Source organism: Clostridium manihotivorum (genome assembly GCF_004015185.1).
In the GTDB taxonomy this organism is placed as follows: Bacteria; Bacillota; Clostridia; order Clostridiales; family Clostridiaceae; genus Clostridium_AR; species Clostridium_AR manihotivorum.
In genome coordinates this window covers 3,001,352-3,019,415 of sequence record NZ_CP025746.1, presented here as the reverse complement: position 1 = coordinate 3,019,415, position 18,064 = coordinate 3,001,352, and the positions used below count along the sequence as shown (strand labels likewise).

Here is an 18,064-nt window from a genome sequence, read left to right as displayed (position 1 = left end):
ATTTTACCTCGTACTAAATTCAAATTCTTTATTAATATATTCGCAAATTTTTTCTACCACTTGCTCAATGTTAATACCAGTAGTATCAACCTCTAAGGCATCCTCAGCCTTGGTAAGTGGATCAATTTCTCTGTTACTGTCTAAATAGTCTCTTTGTATTATCTCCTTTAATATAGAATCATACTGAACCTCAAGACCTTTAGCTATTAGTTCTTCATATCTTCTAGTTGCTCTTTCTTCTGGGCTTGCTGTAAGAAAGAACTTAAAAGATGCATCTTTTAAGACTACTGTACCGATATCTCTACCATCCATTATAACATCATATTTTTTTGACATGTCTCTTTGAAGCGCTACAAGTCTTACTCTAACTTCTTTTATTGACGCATATGCTGAAACATTTTTACTAATATTAGGTAGAGTTAATTGATCATTTATGTTAACACCATTAAGATAAAGTTCATCATTTTCAAAATGCATTTCCATATCCTTTATAAGGTCGCATAAAGCTTCTATGTTGTCTGGGGATATGTCTTTTTCCAATGCCTTATATGTAACAGCTCTGTACATAGCACCTGTATTAATGTACATTAAGTTATATTTCTTAGCCACAATCTTTGCTATAGTGCTTTTTCCTGCACCTGCTGGGCCATCGATAGCAACTGATAATCTCAAATAAATCGTCCTTTCCTCAATACGTTTTTTTACTTCATGTATGATTATACCACAATTTATATATTTCCATATATATCTTTATATATCATTTACATGAGTGCCTGCCAGATAACCTGTTGAAAGAGCAATCTGAACATTGTATCCTCCTGTAAAAGCATCTACATCTATTACTTCACCAGCAAAGAATAAATTTTCAACTATTTTGGATTTCATAGTTGAAGGATCGATTTCTTTTGTGTCAATTCCACCTGCTGTAACAATTGCTTCAGCTATAGGTCTTAGTCCTTTAACCGTAAAGCTTAGTTTTTTTAGTAACTCTACAAGTTTTTTTCTTTCTTCTTTAGTTATTTCGTTTACCTTCTTATCACCTGATACTCCACTTAAGTTTATTATTGTATCTATAAGTCTCTTTGGAAGTAAATCACCTAGTGAATTTTTAAAATCTTTATTTATGTATTTTTGAAAATCCTTCTGAACCCTTAGGTCTAATTCCTTTTCATCTAGAGCCGGTTTTAAATCTAAAGAAATATTATATTCAGTTTTATCATTTTTAACGAATCTACTTCCACTTAATACTAATGGTCCGGATATTCCAAAATGAGTAAATATCATCTCACCTTGATCCTTGAATAAAACCTTCTTACCATTATTTATAGAAAGCTCTACATTTTTTAGTGAAAGTCCTTGTAAGTCTTTAACCCATTGTTCCTTTATCTCTATAGGAACTAAAGATGGCTTAGGTTCTACTATTTTATGACCTAGCTTCTTTGCAAATTCAAAGCCTTCACCTGTTGATCCCGTAAGAGGATAAGACTTTCCACCTGTGCATAAAATAAATTTATCTCCCTCAATAACTTTTCCATCATCCAAAGTTACAGCTTTTATATTATTTCCTTCAGTTAGTATTTTACTTACCTTGGAATTAAGCATAACCTTAACCTTACTTTCTTCTAGAGCTCTGCCAAGAGCACTAATTATATCAGAAGATTTATCAGATTCAGGAAATACTCTGCTGCCTCTCTCTACTTTTAGTTTAACACCCATTTTGCTAAAAAAGTTCATAGTGTCTTCATTTGTAAAGGTATAAAGAGAACTATAAAGGAAATGAGGATTTCCTGGTATCATCTCAAAAAATTCACCTATATCCTTTGCATTGGTAACATTACATCTGCCTTTACCAGTTATGAACAGCTTTTTTCCTAATCTATTATTACCTTCTAGCAATATTACCTGATTTTCTTTAGCTGCAGAAATAGCAGCCATCATCCCAGCCGGACCAGCACCTATAACAATAACCTTACTCATTGGTATCACTCCTTAAATAATAACTCCGTACAACTGAATCTGCCTTTTCTGAACGTATGTGAAGAAATTCTGGCAGGCGACTAATTACTTCTTTTTTACTGTAGTCAAAGAACATTAGAATCTAATAGCATCTATAAATTGTATTAAACTTAATTAATTACTCAAGCTTAAAACAGTAAACTTAAAAAAGTCGCTGAAGCGCTCTTCTTCAGTGAGCTTTTTTTGCGCATCTGCCTTTTCTGAACGTATGTGAAGAAATTCTGGCAGGCGACTAAATTACTTCTTTTTTACTGTAGTCAAAGAACATTAGAATCTAATAGCATCTATAAATTGTATTAAACTTAATTAATTATCCAAGCTTAAAACAGTAAACTTAAAAAAGTCGCTGAAGCGCCTTTCTTCAGTGAGCTTTTTTTGCGCATCTGCCTTTTCTGAACGCATGTGAAGAAATTCTGGCAGGCGACTAATTTATTCTTTTTTACGATAGGCATACAATTTTTTTAATTCTATAACATTTATAAATTGTATTACATCTATGATTCTCAGTCTTAAAATAGTAAAAAAGAGGCTTCTGCCTCTTATCTTGATTCATTACCGTTCTTATTATATGAATATACTTGATACTCTTTCCAAAGGCTCTCTAAATCTGCAAAGGTCTTTGATATCTTTTCCTTTTCCCTCATACCAACAGCTATTATTACAGCGTTAATAACACTTAGCGGAGCTACCAACGAATCAACGAAAGATGCCATATTACTCTGTGCTATTAGTGTATAATCTGCTTGTGATGCTAGAGGAGAAACTAAGCTGTCAGTAATTGCAACTACTTTTGACTTTCTAGACTGGGCAAATTCTAGAGCATCTATTGTCTTAACAGCATATCTTGGGAAACCTATACCTATAACTAAGTCTCCTTCACCTATATTAATCATTTCTTCAAATACATCGCTTATGCCATTACCTATTATTTTTACGTTGTCTAATATCAAATTCAAATAAAATCCTAAGAACTCTGCTAAAGCTGAAGAACTTCTTAAACCTATAATATAAATTCTTTTTGCATTAAATATACTATGTACCACATCTTCAAAGGTTTTATGATTTATCTTCTCCAAAGTTGCTCTTATGTTTTCCATGTCTGCTTTTAAAACACCCTTTAAGGCATTTTCTTCACTAATATAATCATTTGATAGTTGTAATCTTTGAACTGAAGTCAGCTTATTTTTTATAAGCTCTTGTAATGCTTTCTGCAACTTAGGGTATCCACTAAAGCCAAGCTCATTAGCAAATCTAACTACTGTAGACTCACTAACCCCTACACTTACACCAAGTTTTGCTGCAGTCATAAAAGCAGCTTTATCATAATTTTTAAGTATATATTCAGCAATAAGTTTTTGTCCCTTACTGAGTCTCGGAAATTTTATTTGTATTAATCTCATTAAATCGTGATTATCATTGATACTCATACTAGCTATCCCTTCTTTAAATGCTGATGATAAAATGCAATATTTATTTCATTTTATCATCAAATATCAATATATTCAATATTGCAGACATTTTATTTCTTCTCGATTACAACAAGCTCTGGAGGGCAATTATTGCGATTTAGATAGCTATGATGCATAACTCCGTAGCATTTTTTATCAAGGTTTCTTGCAAATTCTATCACTTCATGGGTTTCTTTTTTTCCTTCTTCATGGCCGTTATATAGTGCAATAGTTATAATTCCTCCTGGAGATAGGATTTTAACTGCACTGCATAAACTTTTCATAGTTGAATCAGTAAGGGTTGTGACTTCTTTTGAACCACCGGGTAAAAAGCCTAAATTGTACATAATACAATCTACTGGCTTATCTATGTATTTTTCTAAAAATTCATGTGAATCTAATATAAGCTTTACATTAGCCTTATCTTTTTCTGCGTATTTCTTTACAGCCATTTCTTGTATATCGAAAGAAATTACTTCTTTAAAAAGCTCACTTAAAAAATCCGAATCGTGTCCATTGCCAAGAGTCGCATCAATGGCCACTTCTTTATTATCTAAAAAGTTTTCAATTATATAATGAGTAAGATTACTTATATCTCCAACATACTTAAACATCTATTCAACTCCTATAGTGACCTTATATAATTTAGCTCCTCATCAGTAAGCTCTCTAAAGTTTCCCTTCTCTAAAGCACCAAGTTTTATCTCCCCAATGCTCTCTCTAGTAAGTTCTAATACTTCATGATTAAGTGCAGCACACATCTTTCTTATTTGCCTATTCTTGCCTTCATGAATTTGAAGTCTAATCTTTGAACGATCTTCAAGTGTCTCCAGTACTTCTAACTTTGCATCTGCAGTTATATAACCGCCTATGTCTACTCCACTCTCAAATCTACGAATTTCCTCCTTAGTGAAAATTCCTTTAACTATTGCTATGTAAGACTTATTTATTTTTTGTCTTGGGTGAATAAGCTTGTTGTATATCTCACCATCGTTAGTCAGTAGAAGAAGTCCTGAACTGTCATAATCCAGTCTTCCTATTGGAAATATTCTCTCTTTAATACCTATAAGATCAATTACTGTTTCACGATCATGTTCATCCTTAACCGACGATATGTAACCTTCTGGTTTATTAAGCATAATGTATCTCTTCTTTTCTTCTGGTCTAATCTCTTTACCAGAAACCTTAACTACATCTCTATCTTCATCAACCTTTGTACCTAATTCTTCTACAATTACATCATTTACACTAACAACTCCTGAAAGTATGAGTTCCTCGCACTTTCTCCTAGATGCAACTCCGCATCTTGCCATAAATTTTTGAAGCCTTTCTTCCATAAAAATCACCTCTAATAATCAATTCTAATAAATATAAGGGAAGATTTCAATAAAATATTACTCAATTACATTTCCTGGAAAATAAATTGCTATTTATATTCTTAGTTTGTTATACTACAATTACGATTTAAGTTATGGAAAGGATATATATATGGAAAAGCTACTATTCGGAATTTCAGGACTACCAATAGGTGATAGTCAAAATAAATTTACTTACAAAACAGGAATCGAGTATCTTCACTCAATAGGCTTAGATGCTATGGAGCTTCCTTTTGTTAGATCCATTAATGTTACAGATAAAAATAGACAATCTATTTTGGATATAAAAAATGAACATAATTTCTATCTATCTGCCCATGGTTCGTACTTCATCAATCTAAACGCAATTGAAGAAGAAAAAAGAGAGAAGTCAAAAGAAAGAATTTTAAATGGTGCCAACGCATTAAAATCTGTTGGCGGAAGAAGTCTAGTATTCCACCCTGGTTACTATCTCGATTCTACCTATGAAGAAGCTTTCGAAAATATAAAAAGAGAATTGCTAGATTTAGATTATAATGGAGTAGATTATAGATTAGAAACCACAGGAAAACCTACTCAATTTGGTTCCTATGAAGAACTTGTGAGATTATGTAAGGAAGTACCAACTTGCAAACTTTGTGTTGATTTCTCTCATGTTCACGCTAGAGGAAATGGAATACTAAAGGATTATGCTGATTTTGCAAAGATCTTTGATTTGATTGGAACTGAGCTTGGAAAAGAAGCTCTACAAGACTTGCATGTACATCTATCCGGTATAGCATATACTGTTAAAGGAGAGAAAAATCATTTACCTTTTGAAGAAAGTGATTTTAATTACAAAGCTTGTTTAAAAGCTTTTGTGGACTTTGATGTTAAAGGCTGCATTGTTTGCGAAAGTCCTATATTAGAAAAAGATGCCTTACTTTTGAAAAACACCTATGAAAGTTTATAGTTAGGAAGAAATTTAGTAAGATAATAATATATATTTTTTACGGTTTATCTAAAAAATATATTCTAAGTCCTTGATATTGCTAAATTTAGCTAATAAAATAAAATGCATTTTAATATACAATAAAAAAGCCATAGGCAAATGCCTATGGCTTTTATTAGCAGCGAAACGAACTCAATAATAATAATAGAAATAAAGGATTGTTGTAATAACCTCCACAAGGATTGCCGCCACAATTGTTAAATCCTGCTCCACATCCAAAAGGACCATAATTGAATCCATTATTGCAGCAATTGTTTGTATAGCAAGGAGTACAGCAGTTATTATAGCCTCCACAACAACATCTGTGTCTTCTTGACAAGTAAATCACCCCATCTCTTTTGTATATTATATAGTATTCATCTATGTCATAAATTGACAGCACTTTATTTTTTTATTTATTAATATCATTTACGAGGATATTGATTAAGATTATATTTTATTCTATAATATCTGTATAAGGGTATCATTTATGAGAACTTAATTTATACATGTTCGATAATCTCGGCTTCTAGGAATTATATGGCATTAATAAATTAATAGTTTAGGTTAGATACCTAGATAAAGGTGTATCACTTCCATCAGAAATTCATATCTCTATTAGATGATACATCTATAACCTAAAGTGAGGTGTTAAAATGTCAGAAAACCGTAATAGGATTATAGCTCCTAGAAATGTTGTAAATATTAAACAAATATATATTTTTTACATATTAAAAGAATTAGCTAAAGGTAAAGAGGTTTTTGGTAATAGGATTCTTGAAGATTTTAGAGAAGCCTTTTCAAACAATAATCTCCCGCTTCCAGTATCCTCAAGTACTATTTACGATACCTTATACGATCTAGAAACTAGAGGCTATGTAAAAAGTAAATGGGAAGGTGATGAATTTCTTAATAAGAGAAGCAAGAAAATATATTCCATAACTGATGCAGGTATCCTTTATTACAACACTCATGTAGCAGATTATATCGACAACATAAAAAAGAGCAAAAGTTTACTTGATCAATTAATATATATGCTCCAAAGATAAGTTCTTTTTGAAAGTTTATTATAATTTTAGAAGCTATTAAAGTACCTATGGAAATTAAGTAATTAATAAGTCTATGCTTTAATGGTTAAATTGCATTAATAAAGCCATACATAATTGAGATTTAAGTTCCCGATATATGAATGGCTTTATTATTATTTAGGACTATTATGTACAGCCCTTTTTATATTGTTAAAGTTTTTAGAGAATAGTCACCATATTATGGAGTGTAAAAAATTTGTGTTGCCATAACTTTACCATTATAAGCAGCTACTCCTATACCAATTTGAGTATAGTTACCATTCAGAATATTAGCTCTATGTCCAGGAGAGTTCATCCAAGACTGAACTATTTTTTGACCGCTGGCAACATCTTCTACTCTTTGTCCTGAAAAACTCATTGTATATATGTTTTCACCTATATTAGAGTATCTCCAACTATTTTTATTAGCTATATCAGTTATATACCCATTTACTGGTGATTTATGATCAAAATAGTTAAGTCTAATCATTTCTTCACTTTTGCTTCTGGCATATTTGAAAGCTGTACTGTTTATTGTTAGTGGTTTTAAGCCATTCTTTTGTCTTTCTTCATTTGTATATTTTAGAATATCAGCTTCAATAGTACTCATGTATTGTATACCCATATTGCTTTGATTGGTCTGTGCATTATTGGTTCCAGCAGTATTTTGATTGTTGCCATTGTTATTAGTACTGTTTGTGTTATTTTGATTTCCAGAGGTGTTATACTGTGAACTTCCACTACCTGAACCAGTTGGAGGAACAGCTGAACTATTACCACCAGTACCTGAATTAGGGACTGGCTGACCTGTTGCTGCTGGGTTTGGAGCTGTTTGTGTTTGAGGTGCTTTAGTTCCTGATTGATTATTACCTTGATTTGTAGTATTAGATCCATTATTACTTTGATTAGTAGTAGTATTATATCCATTATTATCAGTGTTCTTAGCAGTTGTACTCTTTTTATTAGCACAACCAGTAACCATAAGTAATGCTGACAAAATACAGCTGAAAACTATTACTTTCTTTCTCATAAAACAACCTCCTATTAGTATAATTATTTTTCTTAAATATTTTACCCATATAAGATTACTATATGACTTATTATTTAAGGCACTATTAGGGAGTTATATATGTATTTTGAAAATTTTAGCTTGGTTTACATTATGCCATTTTCCTATCGCGTTGCGCCAATTTAAAAAAACATTCCATACAATCATTTCTTTTTTAATATTTTAAATCTGCTAAATATATTTAAATAATTAAATTTACTAATATAATTTTTTTCTTTTAACTTTAGGTATAGTACTATGAAAAAATCCATGACTATAATTAAAAGCATGAAAGGAACTATTACTGGTAAAATAGATTCAAAAGTAAAAAACAATTTATTTATAAATGGCTCCATAATATATATACACATTAGACTTAAGACCATCCAGTATACAGAAAACTTTGCACATACCAATCCTTTAAAATTTAAAGGTTCTTCTGAGTAATCCCAGTATATCTTGTCATAGAAGTTTTTTAGTATATGTCCAGTTATATACTCAATAAATGTAGGTATTATAAGACAGATAATTAGCAATAAAATCAAGTGTCTATGCGCAAATCTATTTAATAGTACCAAGAGTGTAAATGCAAAGCCGTACATTGGCTTGTATGGTCCATTTAAAAAACCATCATTCTGAAATCTTCCTAATTTGTAGTAACAATAGATATTTTCCACTATCCAACCTAGAAAAGAATAAATGATAAATATACTACCTAAAAAAATAAAAAAATTCATAAATTTTACCTTCCTTCAGCTTTAATAACAACTATTATTGGCAAAATTAAATGAATTTATTTAATAATTTTTTTAAGTTTTCAATTTATTTTTATTTTTTTATTTGTATTATTTTATTTGATACATAGGTTTATATTTATATAGTATATCTACACAACAAATTTTTCTATCACTTCACTTACTGCATCATTGTCATTATCTCTTAATGTAATGTATTTTGCTACTGCCTTTACAGTTTCATGTGCATTAGAAACAGCAACACCAAGCCCTGCCCTCTTAATCATCTCAATGTCATTTCCATCATTGCCTATAGCAATGCATTCCTCTAGAGTATATCCGTAATGCTTTGCTAAGGTCTCTAAGGAACTGCCCTTACTCATACCTTTTTTAGTTATTTCAATACCGGTTTTCCCAGACAAAACAACTTCCACATCAAAAATATCTTCTAAGTACTTCTTTATAGTATCAATTTTATCTGAATCTTCATCATATATTTCAATTTTTGAAACCCTAGGTGAACAGTTAATTACATACTGCTTCAAATCACTTATAACCTCTGACTTTAGCCTGTATTCTTCTGGTAAAGACATATTATATTCGTTAAACTTTTCTGCAAAAGGATGTAATTTTTCTGAATAAATAATGTCTTCACAAAAAATATTATAAAAAATCTCATTAAAGTTTTCTCTAATATAATTAATCACCTTTATAACTAAGCCATTATCTATGGTTTCATGAGCTATTTCCTTATGATTGTGGTCAAGTATTATACTCCCATTACAAGCTATAACTGGCTGATTCTTTGGCATGTCCTTTATTATACAGCCTAAGGCTGAAGGTATTCTCCCTGAGGATATTACAACCTTTACTCCCATATCAACAGCTTTTTTTACTGATTTAAGATTTCTTTCTGTTATGTTTCTTTCTTCATTTAAGAAGGTACCATCCATATCGATTGCTATCAACTTATACTTCATCTTTTTCTTATCACTCCTAAAACTATTATAATTATACTAACTTTTGGCTCTGTTAAAGTACCATGTTGAAATTCAGTGGTCAGTCATCCGATGCTTAGATGAGCTTACACAAAGAATTAATATAGCATCTCCTTCTTAACCACTTAATTTCATCAATATTCTAAAACATAACCTAAATTTTATATACTTTGATAATATTCTTTGATCTACCTTCATTATATTTAAACTAAGCAGATAAAAAAAGCAATTTTCAGATTTAGAAAGTTAAGATTTTTTATGGTTAGGTTAAAAACATGTGATATCTATAGATATACTGCTTTGGACAGGTACATCTTTATATACTTTAACAATTGTATATAAAGAGAATTATAGTGGCTCGATTGTCAAGACAAAAATATTTAAGTTTACAATGAACCATATTTTACCATTATGTAGTTGCACTATGCAGTAATACCAAGTAGCACAGGATAGTAGTTTTCTGCCGGAGTTTGATAGCCAAGTGCAGAGTGGAGCTTTTCAAAATTGTAGCTGTGGATAAAATCACCAATCTGCTTACGGGCATCTCTTATGTTAACATAGTCCTTCAGGTAGACTTCGTCATATTTGAGCGTGCGGAACCAGCGTTCAATCATGATATTGTCTGCCCATCTGCTCTTACCATCCATGCTAATTTTGACTCTATGGTTTTCCACAAAGCTAATATACTCATGACCTGTGAATTGGTCGCCTTGATCAGAGTTCAATGTTTCAGGTTTAGCAACAGAAAAGGCTTTTTCAAGAGCGCTTTTAACCATATTTGTGGATAACGTATCGTCCAGCTCCCAGCCTACGATGAGACGACTGTGCCAGTCGATAATGGCTGTCAGATAGACAAAACCATGTTTGAGGCGGATGTAGGTTATATCGATAGACCATGCTTGATTCGGCCTTACAATATCCACATTCCTAAGAAGATAAGGGTATATCTTGTGTCCTTTAGCAGGCTTGGACAGGTTGGGTTTAGGGTAGATCGCATGTATGTCCATATCCTGCATGTACCTGCGAGTCTTCAATCTACCTATATCGAATCCTTGGCGCTGCAGCTGCTTTGAAATCTGCCTGGAGCCCCAGGATGGGTTGTCAGTGTGCATTCTATCTATGGAGTCTTTTATAGCTAATTCTGTTTCAGACGGACTTTTACTCTTGTAGTATGCACTGGTACGGTTTACGTCCAGTAATTCAGCTACTGTGGATAAAGGGAGTTCCTTGCTATCTTTTTGGGCGCGGAGTAAATTTACTCTCCCAATCAGGTCCAAAGAGTTCTTCAGATTTTTTTTGAGCCAATCAACCTGCGTAGTTAACTGACCAACTTTCTTATATAGATCATCCTTCTCCGCTTCGCTTGATTTAAGGCTTTCTTTAAGCTTTTCATCCTTTTTATTATCAAAGGCATTGGCGGCGTTTTCGAGGAATTCGCTCTTCCAGTTACGCAACTGGTTTGGAGCAATCTCGTGTTCACTTGCCAGCTGGCTCAACTCCTTTTCGCCTTTTAGTAGCTCTATTATTACTTTAGCTTTGAATTCTGGTGTGAATGTTCTTTTTCTCATAATGAAAACCTGCTTTCTTTTGATACTTTTATTATATCAGGTTCATTATATTTAACTCATATTTTTGTTGAGTTTTCTTAGACCATTATATATGAAAGAATAATACTTTGGCTAAATCCATTATTTCTTGAAAAGCATAATGAAAATAACTCCGACTTACTAAACTGCTTTAAAGTAGCTTATGAAAGAAAGCTAAATCTAATAAGGTTAACCTCAATGCAAATTGAAGCTTTAAAACAAAATTTATTTGATTTAGAAAACTCTATTAAAGATGATGGTTTTGCAAGTGAAGTTTTAAGAAAAGCCTTATTTCTTCAACTTATTGTGAAAATTAATAGGCTCTATTTAGAAATGGATAAGCACAAGAAGTTAGAAGATATTAAATATGATCCTAGAATACAGTCAATATTAACTTTTATTAACTCTAATCTTAGTAGTGACTTATCAATTGAAGTGATAGCCAATACCTTTTACTTAAACAAATATTATCTAATGCATTTATTTAAGAAAGAAACAGGCTACACACTTTATGGATATATACAGAAAAAAAGATTAAAAAAAGCTTCAGAGCTAATTAAAGTAGGAGTGCAAGCTAGCGAAGTCTGCTCTCTTTGCGGATTTATTGACTACTCTAGCTTTGTGAGGGCTTTTAAAAAAGAGTTCCATTTATCTCCTAAGCAGTATTTCAAAGCCTCTGCTAGTAACTAACAAGGCTTTGAAAATAATTTTATATACATTTCTATTACTCTTTATAAAAAAGTTGCTAAAGCGACCTTCTTTGGCGACATTATTTTACTTTTACTCTTTCCCCCAAATATCTGTCCTAATCTCTTGAAATCACTAGGTTTAGCTAACAAAAAAAATTTCACACTTTCAATAACAGTAAATAATAATAAAAATTACTTAATTATCAGTTCTAATGAAAACCTTTAATAATATAAATATTATAGAGAGTTATTTTTATACAAAATAAGTATACTTTTATAATATTTATTTAAGGATAGACTACTTTTTCCCAAGTTATTTTTGAAGCCTTTATTCTCCCCTGAGTAACTACTTTAAAGATAGTTTTAGGTGTCAAGTAGTTCATCCTTATAAGTAATATATCTAGTAATTTAGATATATTTATTAAAGGGAGGGATATATATGTTTTTTAAAACAACTGCACAACATGAAGACTTAAGAATGAAGATTAGAACCTTTGCTGAAGATGAAGTTAAACCTATAGCATTTATGTTAGATCAAGAAAATAAATTTCCATCTGAAGTTATGGATAAGTTAGGTACTTTAGGTATATTAGGTCTTCCCTATCCACAGGAATACGGTGGAGCTGGACTTGATGTGCTAAGTTATGCTATTGCTGTAGAAGAATTGTCGAGAGTAGATGGTGGTGTTGGTGTTATTCTTTCCGCTCATACATCTTTAGGAACATATCCAATTGCTGCCTATGGAACTGAGGAGCAAAAACAAAAATATCTAATTCCATTAGCTAAAGGTGAAAAGCTGGGCGCTTTTGGTTTAACCGAAGAAAATGCTGGAAGTGATTCTGGAGCCACTGAAACAACTGCTGTTCTAGAAGGCGATCATTATATCCTAAATGGTTCAAAGATTTTTATAACCAATGGCGGTGTAGCTGATATTTATGTAATACTTGCAGTAACCACCCCTGATATTGGTACTAAAGGTATAAGTGCATTCATAGTTGAAAAAGGCTATGAAGGTTTTTCCTTTGGAAAGCACTATGATAAAATGGGTATCCGTTCCTCTGCTACCGCTGAGCTTATCTTTAATGATGTAAAAGTACCTAAAGAAAATCTGCTGGGTAAGGAAGGACAAGGCTTTAAAATTGCAATGTCCACTTTAGATGGTGGTCGTATAGGTATTGCCGCACAAGCCCTAGGTATTGCTCAAGGTGCTTACGAAAATGCCCTAGAGTACTCAAAAGAAAGAATTCAGTTTGGTAAGCCTATATGCAGACAGCAAATTATAGCGTTTAAGCTAGCTGATATGGCTACAAAGCTTAGAGCTGCTAGGCTACTTGTGTATAGCGCTGCAGAGCTTAAGGAAAATCATGAATCTTATAGTATGGAAGCAGCTATGGCAAAACAATATGCTTCTGATGTATGCCTTGAAATAGTGAATGATGCGCTTCAAATATTTGGAGGTAGTGGTTACCTAAAAGGTATGGATGTAGAAAGAGCTTATCGTGATGCAAAAATATGTACAATTTATGAGGGAACAAATGAAATTCAACGGTTAGTTATTTCCTCTAATATCATTGGAAAGATGCCCAAAAATGGAACTGCTAATAGAGCTTCTAAACCTGAACCCGCAACCGGCTATCGTAAAAAAGTAATCTTTAAACAAGGAACTTCAGAAGAAAAGGTTGCCTCTCTCGTAAAGGCTCTTAAAGAGGATGGATATGACTTTACTATAGGAATTCCTTTAGATACTCCTATAAGTAAAGCAGATAGAGTTGTTAGTGCTGGTCTAGGCATAGGAAGTAAGGAAAATATGAAACTTATAGAAGCTTTAGCACTTCAAGCAGGTGCGGCTATCGGTTCCTCAAGACCTGTAGCTGAAACCCTTAAATATGTGCCAATAAATAGGTATGTAGGAATGTCTGGTCAAAAATTCAATGGTAATTTATATATTGCCTGCGGCATTTCAGGTGCTGGTCAGCATCTAAAAGGAATAAAAGAAGCTACTACAATCGTAGCTATCAATATTGATCCTAACGCAAAGATCTTTAAGAATTCAGATTATGGCATAGTAGGCGATTTAAATGAAATTCTACCTCTACTCACTGCAGCTTTGGACAATGGTGAAGCTAAAAAGGAAGCCCCTCCAATGAAGAAAATGAAAAAAGCTGTGCCAAAGCTATCTTTACCAAGTTATAAGCATCATGTATGTAATGGTTGTGGTTACGAGTATGATCCTAGTCTTGGAGACGTAGAAGGCGAAATACTTCCAGGAACCTTATTTGAAAATCTTCCAGAAGAATGGTCCTGTCCGGCCTGCGGTGAAGAAAAAAATATGTTTATCGAAGCTTAGTTATAGTAAAAAAGTTTTAATTTGAAGGAGGATAAAATTCATGTACTGTTATAGAAAAATAGATGAAGATCTTTACTGGATCGGAGGAAATGATCATAGACTTGCTCTTTTCGAAAATATACACCCTATTCCTAGAGGTGTTTCCTATAACTCCTACGTACTTTTAGATGAAAAAAATGTGTTGTTTGATACAGTTGATTGGTCCATTTGCCGCCAATTTCTTGATAACCTTAAAGAAATACTAAAAGATCAAACTCTTGACTACATGGTAATAAACCATGTTGAACCAGACCATGCCGCTTCTATAGAAGAAGTGCTTTTGAGGTACCCTAAGGTACAAATTATCTGTACAGAAAAAGCAGCTTTATTCCTTCATCAATTTGGCTTTCCTGTAGATGGAAAGTTAATACAGGTAAAAGAGAATGATACTATGAGCTTTGGAAAACATAATGTGGTTTTCGTGGCTGCTCCAATGGTTCACTGGCCAGAAGCCATGGTAACTTATGACACTACTACTGGTACACTATTTTCTGCTGATGCTTTTGGTTCTTTCATAGCTTTAGACGGAAAACTGTTCAATGATGAAGTAAACTTTGATAGAGACTGGATAGATGAAGCAAGAAGATATTATACAAATATAGTTGGTAAGTATGGTCCTCATGTTCAGACCCTATTAAAAAAGGCTGGTACTCTTGATATTAAGGTTATTTGCCCACTTCACGGTGTAGTATGGCGTAATGACTTTGGGTATTTATTAGATAAATATGACAAGTGGAGCCGATACGAACCAGAAGAAAAAGGTGTAGTAATAGTTTATGGAACAATGTATGGCAATACTGAAGCTGCTGCAAGTTACTTGGCAAGCAGCTTAGTAAAAAAAGGTCTGAAAAATGTAGTGATGTATGATGTTTCTAAAACCCATGTATCCTACTTAATTTCCGAAACCTTCAAGTATAGTCACCTAGTATTAGCTTCAGTAACTTATAACTTAAAAATATACCCACCTATGTTAGATTATATAAATGATATGAAAGCCCTAAATCTACAAAAACGTAAAGTTGCTATAATAGAAAATGGTTCCTGGGCACCTCAGTCAGCTAGGTTAATTACAGAACTTTTAAATGATATGAAAGAAATGACTATCTTAGGTAATAATGTTTCAATTAACTCATCAATAAAGGAAAATGATATGCCTTCTATTGACGACCTAGCTGACAGCATCATTGAGTCAATGGAATAATCATTTTAATTATCAAATTTATCGAAAACCTCATCTCCAGCATAAACTTCTAAAAAAAAGAATTCACTGAAGTGTCCTTCTTCAGTGAATTCTTTTTTACGCATCTGCCTTTTATTATATAACGAATCCTATTACACAATTCATAGATATAATCTCTAACGAAAGGATTTTGTTATATTATATACCTCTAAACATAACTCTAATTATATATATCAGAAAACTCTATGCTAATATTTTGAACATTAGATTGATTAGTCAATTCACTGACCACATCGTCTTCTTTTGTATCAGGAATAAGTTTTGCAGGAAGGGTTATTATAAACTCTGTCCCAACTCCATAGGAACTTCTTACCTCTATGCTACCCTCATGCAACTCAACTAAAGCCTTTACTATAGATAATCCTATTCCACTTCCTTCATGACTTCTACTTAACAAAGGATCTACTTGCTTAAATCTTTGAAAAAGCTGTGATAACTTTTCTTCAGGAATTCCTATACCTGTATCCCTTACTGAAATTACTATGTACTCCCCTTTATCATGTAAGTTAACATATATTTCGTCACCAGGTTCTGTAAACTTAGTAGCGTTAGAAATTAAATTGAGCAAAATTCGCTCCAACTTTTCAGCATCAAACGCCATTATCTTTTCTTCTTCATCTGTATCAAATACTATTCTTCTACTCATATGCTGTACATACTCTGCTGTAGACTGAGTAATATCTTCTGCAACTTGTACTATATTACGATTTCTCATTTCTAACTTCATAAAGCCAGAATCTATTTTTGTCATGTCAATTAAATTGTTAACCAATCTTAACAACCTGTAACAGTTTTGCTTTATGCTACCAGTATAGTTTTTAATCTTATCAGTATTTAGACTTTCACCATTGTTTATAAGAACATCGAAAAGTTGAGCTGTCGAAAATATTATATTTAAAGGTGTTCTTAACTCATGAGACATATTAGCTATAAATTCGGTCTTTAACTTATCATATTGAAGAGTTTCTTCTAAGAGCCGCTTATTTTCCGATATCATATTGTTAAAACTATTAGAAAGCACCCCTATCTCATCCTTACTTCCAATATCACACCTTACTGATAAGTCTCCCTGCCCTGCTATTTCCATGCAAGTTTTCAACTTATCAATTGGTTTTACTAAAGTGTTAGCCAATATTAAGGCTATAATTCCGCCCAAAAATATAATTATGGTTCCAGTTACTATAGTTGTAATCAAAATCGATCTTGAAGAAGAATTTAATTCATCATAATTAGCTGTAGTAACTATATACCAATGCCAAGGCTCAAAATATTTATAATATGCTAATTTTTTCACACCATTATATGAATACTCTATAGTCCCACTGCTCTTAAAATGCATTTTCTTTACAAAATCATAATAACTAACGTTTTTACCTTTATCGGTAGGATGAATTAGTACATTCCCCTCTGAATCTAATACATAGGCATAGCCTGTCTTTCCTAATTTTATATTACTTAAGGTAACTTCTAAATAGCTATTTACTATCTTATTACCTATACCTATAGCTCCAATAATTTTATTGTTTTTATCGAGAAGTGGCTTCATTCTTGTTACATATCCGTTACCTTCTATTGAAATATCACCAATATATTCTTCATTATTAAGTATTTTTTTATAGGCAATAGAATCACTATTTATGTATGTACCTAACACACTATTATCATTTTTATAAATTGTACTTGAAACTCTTATTAATTTATTATCATATAACAGAAAAATTGTTGCAGCTGTTCCCGTTGACTGCTTGAGCTTGTCAACTATAGTGTTATCCACAGACAGTCTCTGATTGCCAGTATATATCACCGGTAACTTAAAGCTTCCAACCTGTATATTTTCATTATAATTCACGCTTAAATCCTGAAAGTTATTTAGTAAGGTATCTGCAAAGTTTAAATCAGAATATGACTTTTCAGTTAGCAGTTCATTTCTCACGCTTAAAGTTGTATTAATTGATTCTGTTAGCCTTAGACTTTTTTCGTTAACTTCGGTCAACACCGCACTATTGGCTTTTTTAGCAATTAAGAATCCTAAAACACTTACAGCAAATATGATCAAAGCCATATAGCTTATGATAAGTTTATACTTTACTCTCATAAAACCCACTTCTCCCCTAGTGTACATAATCAATATTTCAATCCATAAAAAGGTATTATTTGCTTTCATCACAAAAGACAATATTCGGCTAATTATACCACACTTTGACCTCATTTTCATTCAAATTTTATATCTTATAGATACAAAATATAATATAACTTAACTTGTAATTAATCATAGTATACATTCTATTACTTTATATGCTGAAACGGACTTTTGTAAACCAAAAATAATATTTAGGTTGACAATAAACTCTGGTTATTTTATACTTATTTGGACAAGTTGATTAAAAAGTCACTGAAGCGACCTTATAATATTGTTGAAATTAAGTAGTCATGAAGGAGATGTAATTCTTTTTGCAAGCTCATCTAATCATCTGATGACTGACCACTTAATTTCAACACAGTACTTTAACAGAGCCTATCTTAGATAT

General features: G+C 32.2%; 16 protein-coding genes. 5 read left to right on the top strand and 11 right to left on the bottom strand.

The genetic code is table 11. The features are described 5' to 3' along the window. Positions 1 to 3: 3 nt before the first annotated feature. The 5 genes from cmk to C1I91_RS13645 all read right to left on the bottom strand — a co-directional run bounded on the left by cmk (position 4) and on the right by C1I91_RS13645 (position 4,800). Entirely contained in the window at positions 4 to 672 is a 669-nt protein-coding gene (gene cmk / locus C1I91_RS13665) for a (d)CMP kinase (protein ID WP_128213389.1), read from the bottom strand. Positions 673 to 750: 78 nt separating this feature from the next. Further along, positions 751 to 1,977 (bottom strand): BaiN/RdsA family NAD(P)/FAD-dependent oxidoreductase, encoded by a 1,227-nt coding sequence (locus C1I91_RS13660; RefSeq protein WP_128213388.1) that lies wholly within the window; start codon positions 1,975 to 1,977, stop codon positions 751 to 753. 578 nt (positions 1,978 to 2,555) lie between these two features. Beyond that, on the bottom strand, positions 2,556 to 3,443 hold the full coding sequence (locus C1I91_RS13655) for a MurR/RpiR family transcriptional regulator (protein WP_164880536.1): 888 nt from the start codon (positions 3,441 to 3,443) through the stop codon (positions 2,556 to 2,558). 92 nt (positions 3,444 to 3,535) lie between these two features. After that, on the bottom strand, positions 3,536 to 4,078 hold the full coding sequence (gene mnmM / locus C1I91_RS13650; RefSeq protein WP_128213387.1) for a tRNA 5-(aminomethyl)-2-thiouridylate-methyltransferase MnmM: 543 nt from the start codon (positions 4,076 to 4,078) through the stop codon (positions 3,536 to 3,538). An 11-nt stretch (positions 4,079 to 4,089) separates the two neighbouring features. Continuing rightward, positions 4,090 to 4,800, bottom strand: coding sequence for a pseudouridine synthase (locus tag C1I91_RS13645; protein WP_128213386.1), 711 nt, complete (start codon positions 4,798 to 4,800; stop codon positions 4,090 to 4,092). A 151-nt stretch (positions 4,801 to 4,951) separates the two neighbouring features. On the opposite strand from C1I91_RS13645, the gene C1I91_RS13640 reads away from it, so the two are divergent. Then, complete coding sequence (locus C1I91_RS13640; protein ID WP_128213385.1) at positions 4,952 to 5,770, top strand: TIM barrel protein; 819 nt, start codon at positions 4,952 to 4,954, stop codon at positions 5,768 to 5,770. A 171-nt stretch (positions 5,771 to 5,941) separates the two neighbouring features. On the opposite strand, the gene C1I91_RS13635 is transcribed toward C1I91_RS13640, so the two are convergent. After that, positions 5,942 to 6,103, bottom strand: a complete 162-nt coding sequence (locus C1I91_RS13635) for a hypothetical protein (protein WP_164880535.1) — start codon at positions 6,101 to 6,103, stop codon at positions 5,942 to 5,944. Between the two features lie 341 nt (positions 6,104 to 6,444). Between C1I91_RS13635 and C1I91_RS13630 the strand changes: the two genes are divergently transcribed. Continuing rightward, complete coding sequence (locus C1I91_RS13630; RefSeq protein WP_128213383.1) at positions 6,445 to 6,837, top strand: PadR family transcriptional regulator; 393 nt, start codon at positions 6,445 to 6,447, stop codon at positions 6,835 to 6,837. Positions 6,838 to 7,054: 217 nt separating this feature from the next. Here the strand turns inward: C1I91_RS13630 and C1I91_RS13625 are convergent, their stop codons facing one another. The 4 genes from C1I91_RS13625 to C1I91_RS13610 form a co-directional block, all read right to left on the bottom strand. Continuing rightward, positions 7,055 to 7,885 (bottom strand): CAP domain-containing protein, encoded by an 831-nt coding sequence (locus tag C1I91_RS13625; RefSeq protein WP_128213382.1) that lies wholly within the window; start codon positions 7,883 to 7,885, stop codon positions 7,055 to 7,057. Between the two features lie 182 nt (positions 7,886 to 8,067). Further along, positions 8,068 to 8,640, bottom strand: coding sequence for a putative ABC transporter permease (locus C1I91_RS13620; protein WP_128213381.1), 573 nt, complete (start codon positions 8,638 to 8,640; stop codon positions 8,068 to 8,070). A gap of 149 nt (positions 8,641 to 8,789) precedes the next feature. Beyond that, on the bottom strand, positions 8,790 to 9,617 hold the full coding sequence (locus C1I91_RS13615) for a Cof-type HAD-IIB family hydrolase (protein ID WP_128213380.1): 828 nt from the start codon (positions 9,615 to 9,617) through the stop codon (positions 8,790 to 8,792). A 440-nt stretch (positions 9,618 to 10,057) separates the two neighbouring features. Continuing rightward, complete coding sequence (locus tag C1I91_RS13610; RefSeq protein ID WP_128213379.1) at positions 10,058 to 11,203, bottom strand: IS3 family transposase; 1,146 nt, start codon at positions 11,201 to 11,203, stop codon at positions 10,058 to 10,060. Positions 11,204 to 11,419: 216 nt separating this feature from the next. Between C1I91_RS13610 and C1I91_RS13605 the strand changes: the two genes are divergently transcribed. The 3 genes from C1I91_RS13605 (at position 11,420) to C1I91_RS13595 (ending at position 15,497) form a co-directional block, all read left to right on the top strand. Continuing rightward, a complete protein-coding gene (locus tag C1I91_RS13605) occupies positions 11,420 to 11,911 on the top strand; it encodes a helix-turn-helix domain-containing protein (RefSeq protein WP_238475999.1) in 492 nt (163 codons plus the stop codon). A gap of 438 nt (positions 11,912 to 12,349) precedes the next feature. Beyond that, complete coding sequence (locus tag C1I91_RS13600) at positions 12,350 to 14,257, top strand: acyl-CoA dehydrogenase family protein (protein ID WP_128213377.1); 1,908 nt, start codon at positions 12,350 to 12,352, stop codon at positions 14,255 to 14,257. Positions 14,258 to 14,297: 40 nt separating this feature from the next. Next, positions 14,298 to 15,497: an FprA family A-type flavoprotein gene (locus tag C1I91_RS13595; RefSeq protein WP_128213376.1), complete on the top strand. Its 1,200-nt coding sequence runs from the start codon at positions 14,298 to 14,300 to the stop codon at positions 15,495 to 15,497. Between the two features lie 199 nt (positions 15,498 to 15,696). On the opposite strand, the gene C1I91_RS13590 is transcribed toward C1I91_RS13595, so the two are convergent. Continuing rightward, positions 15,697 to 17,631 carry a Cache 3/Cache 2 fusion domain-containing protein gene (locus C1I91_RS13590; protein WP_128213375.1) on the bottom strand — a complete coding sequence of 645 codons (1,935 nt, stop codon included), beginning with the start codon at positions 17,629 to 17,631 and terminating at the stop codon, positions 15,697 to 15,699. Positions 17,632 to 18,064 lie beyond the last annotated feature (433 nt).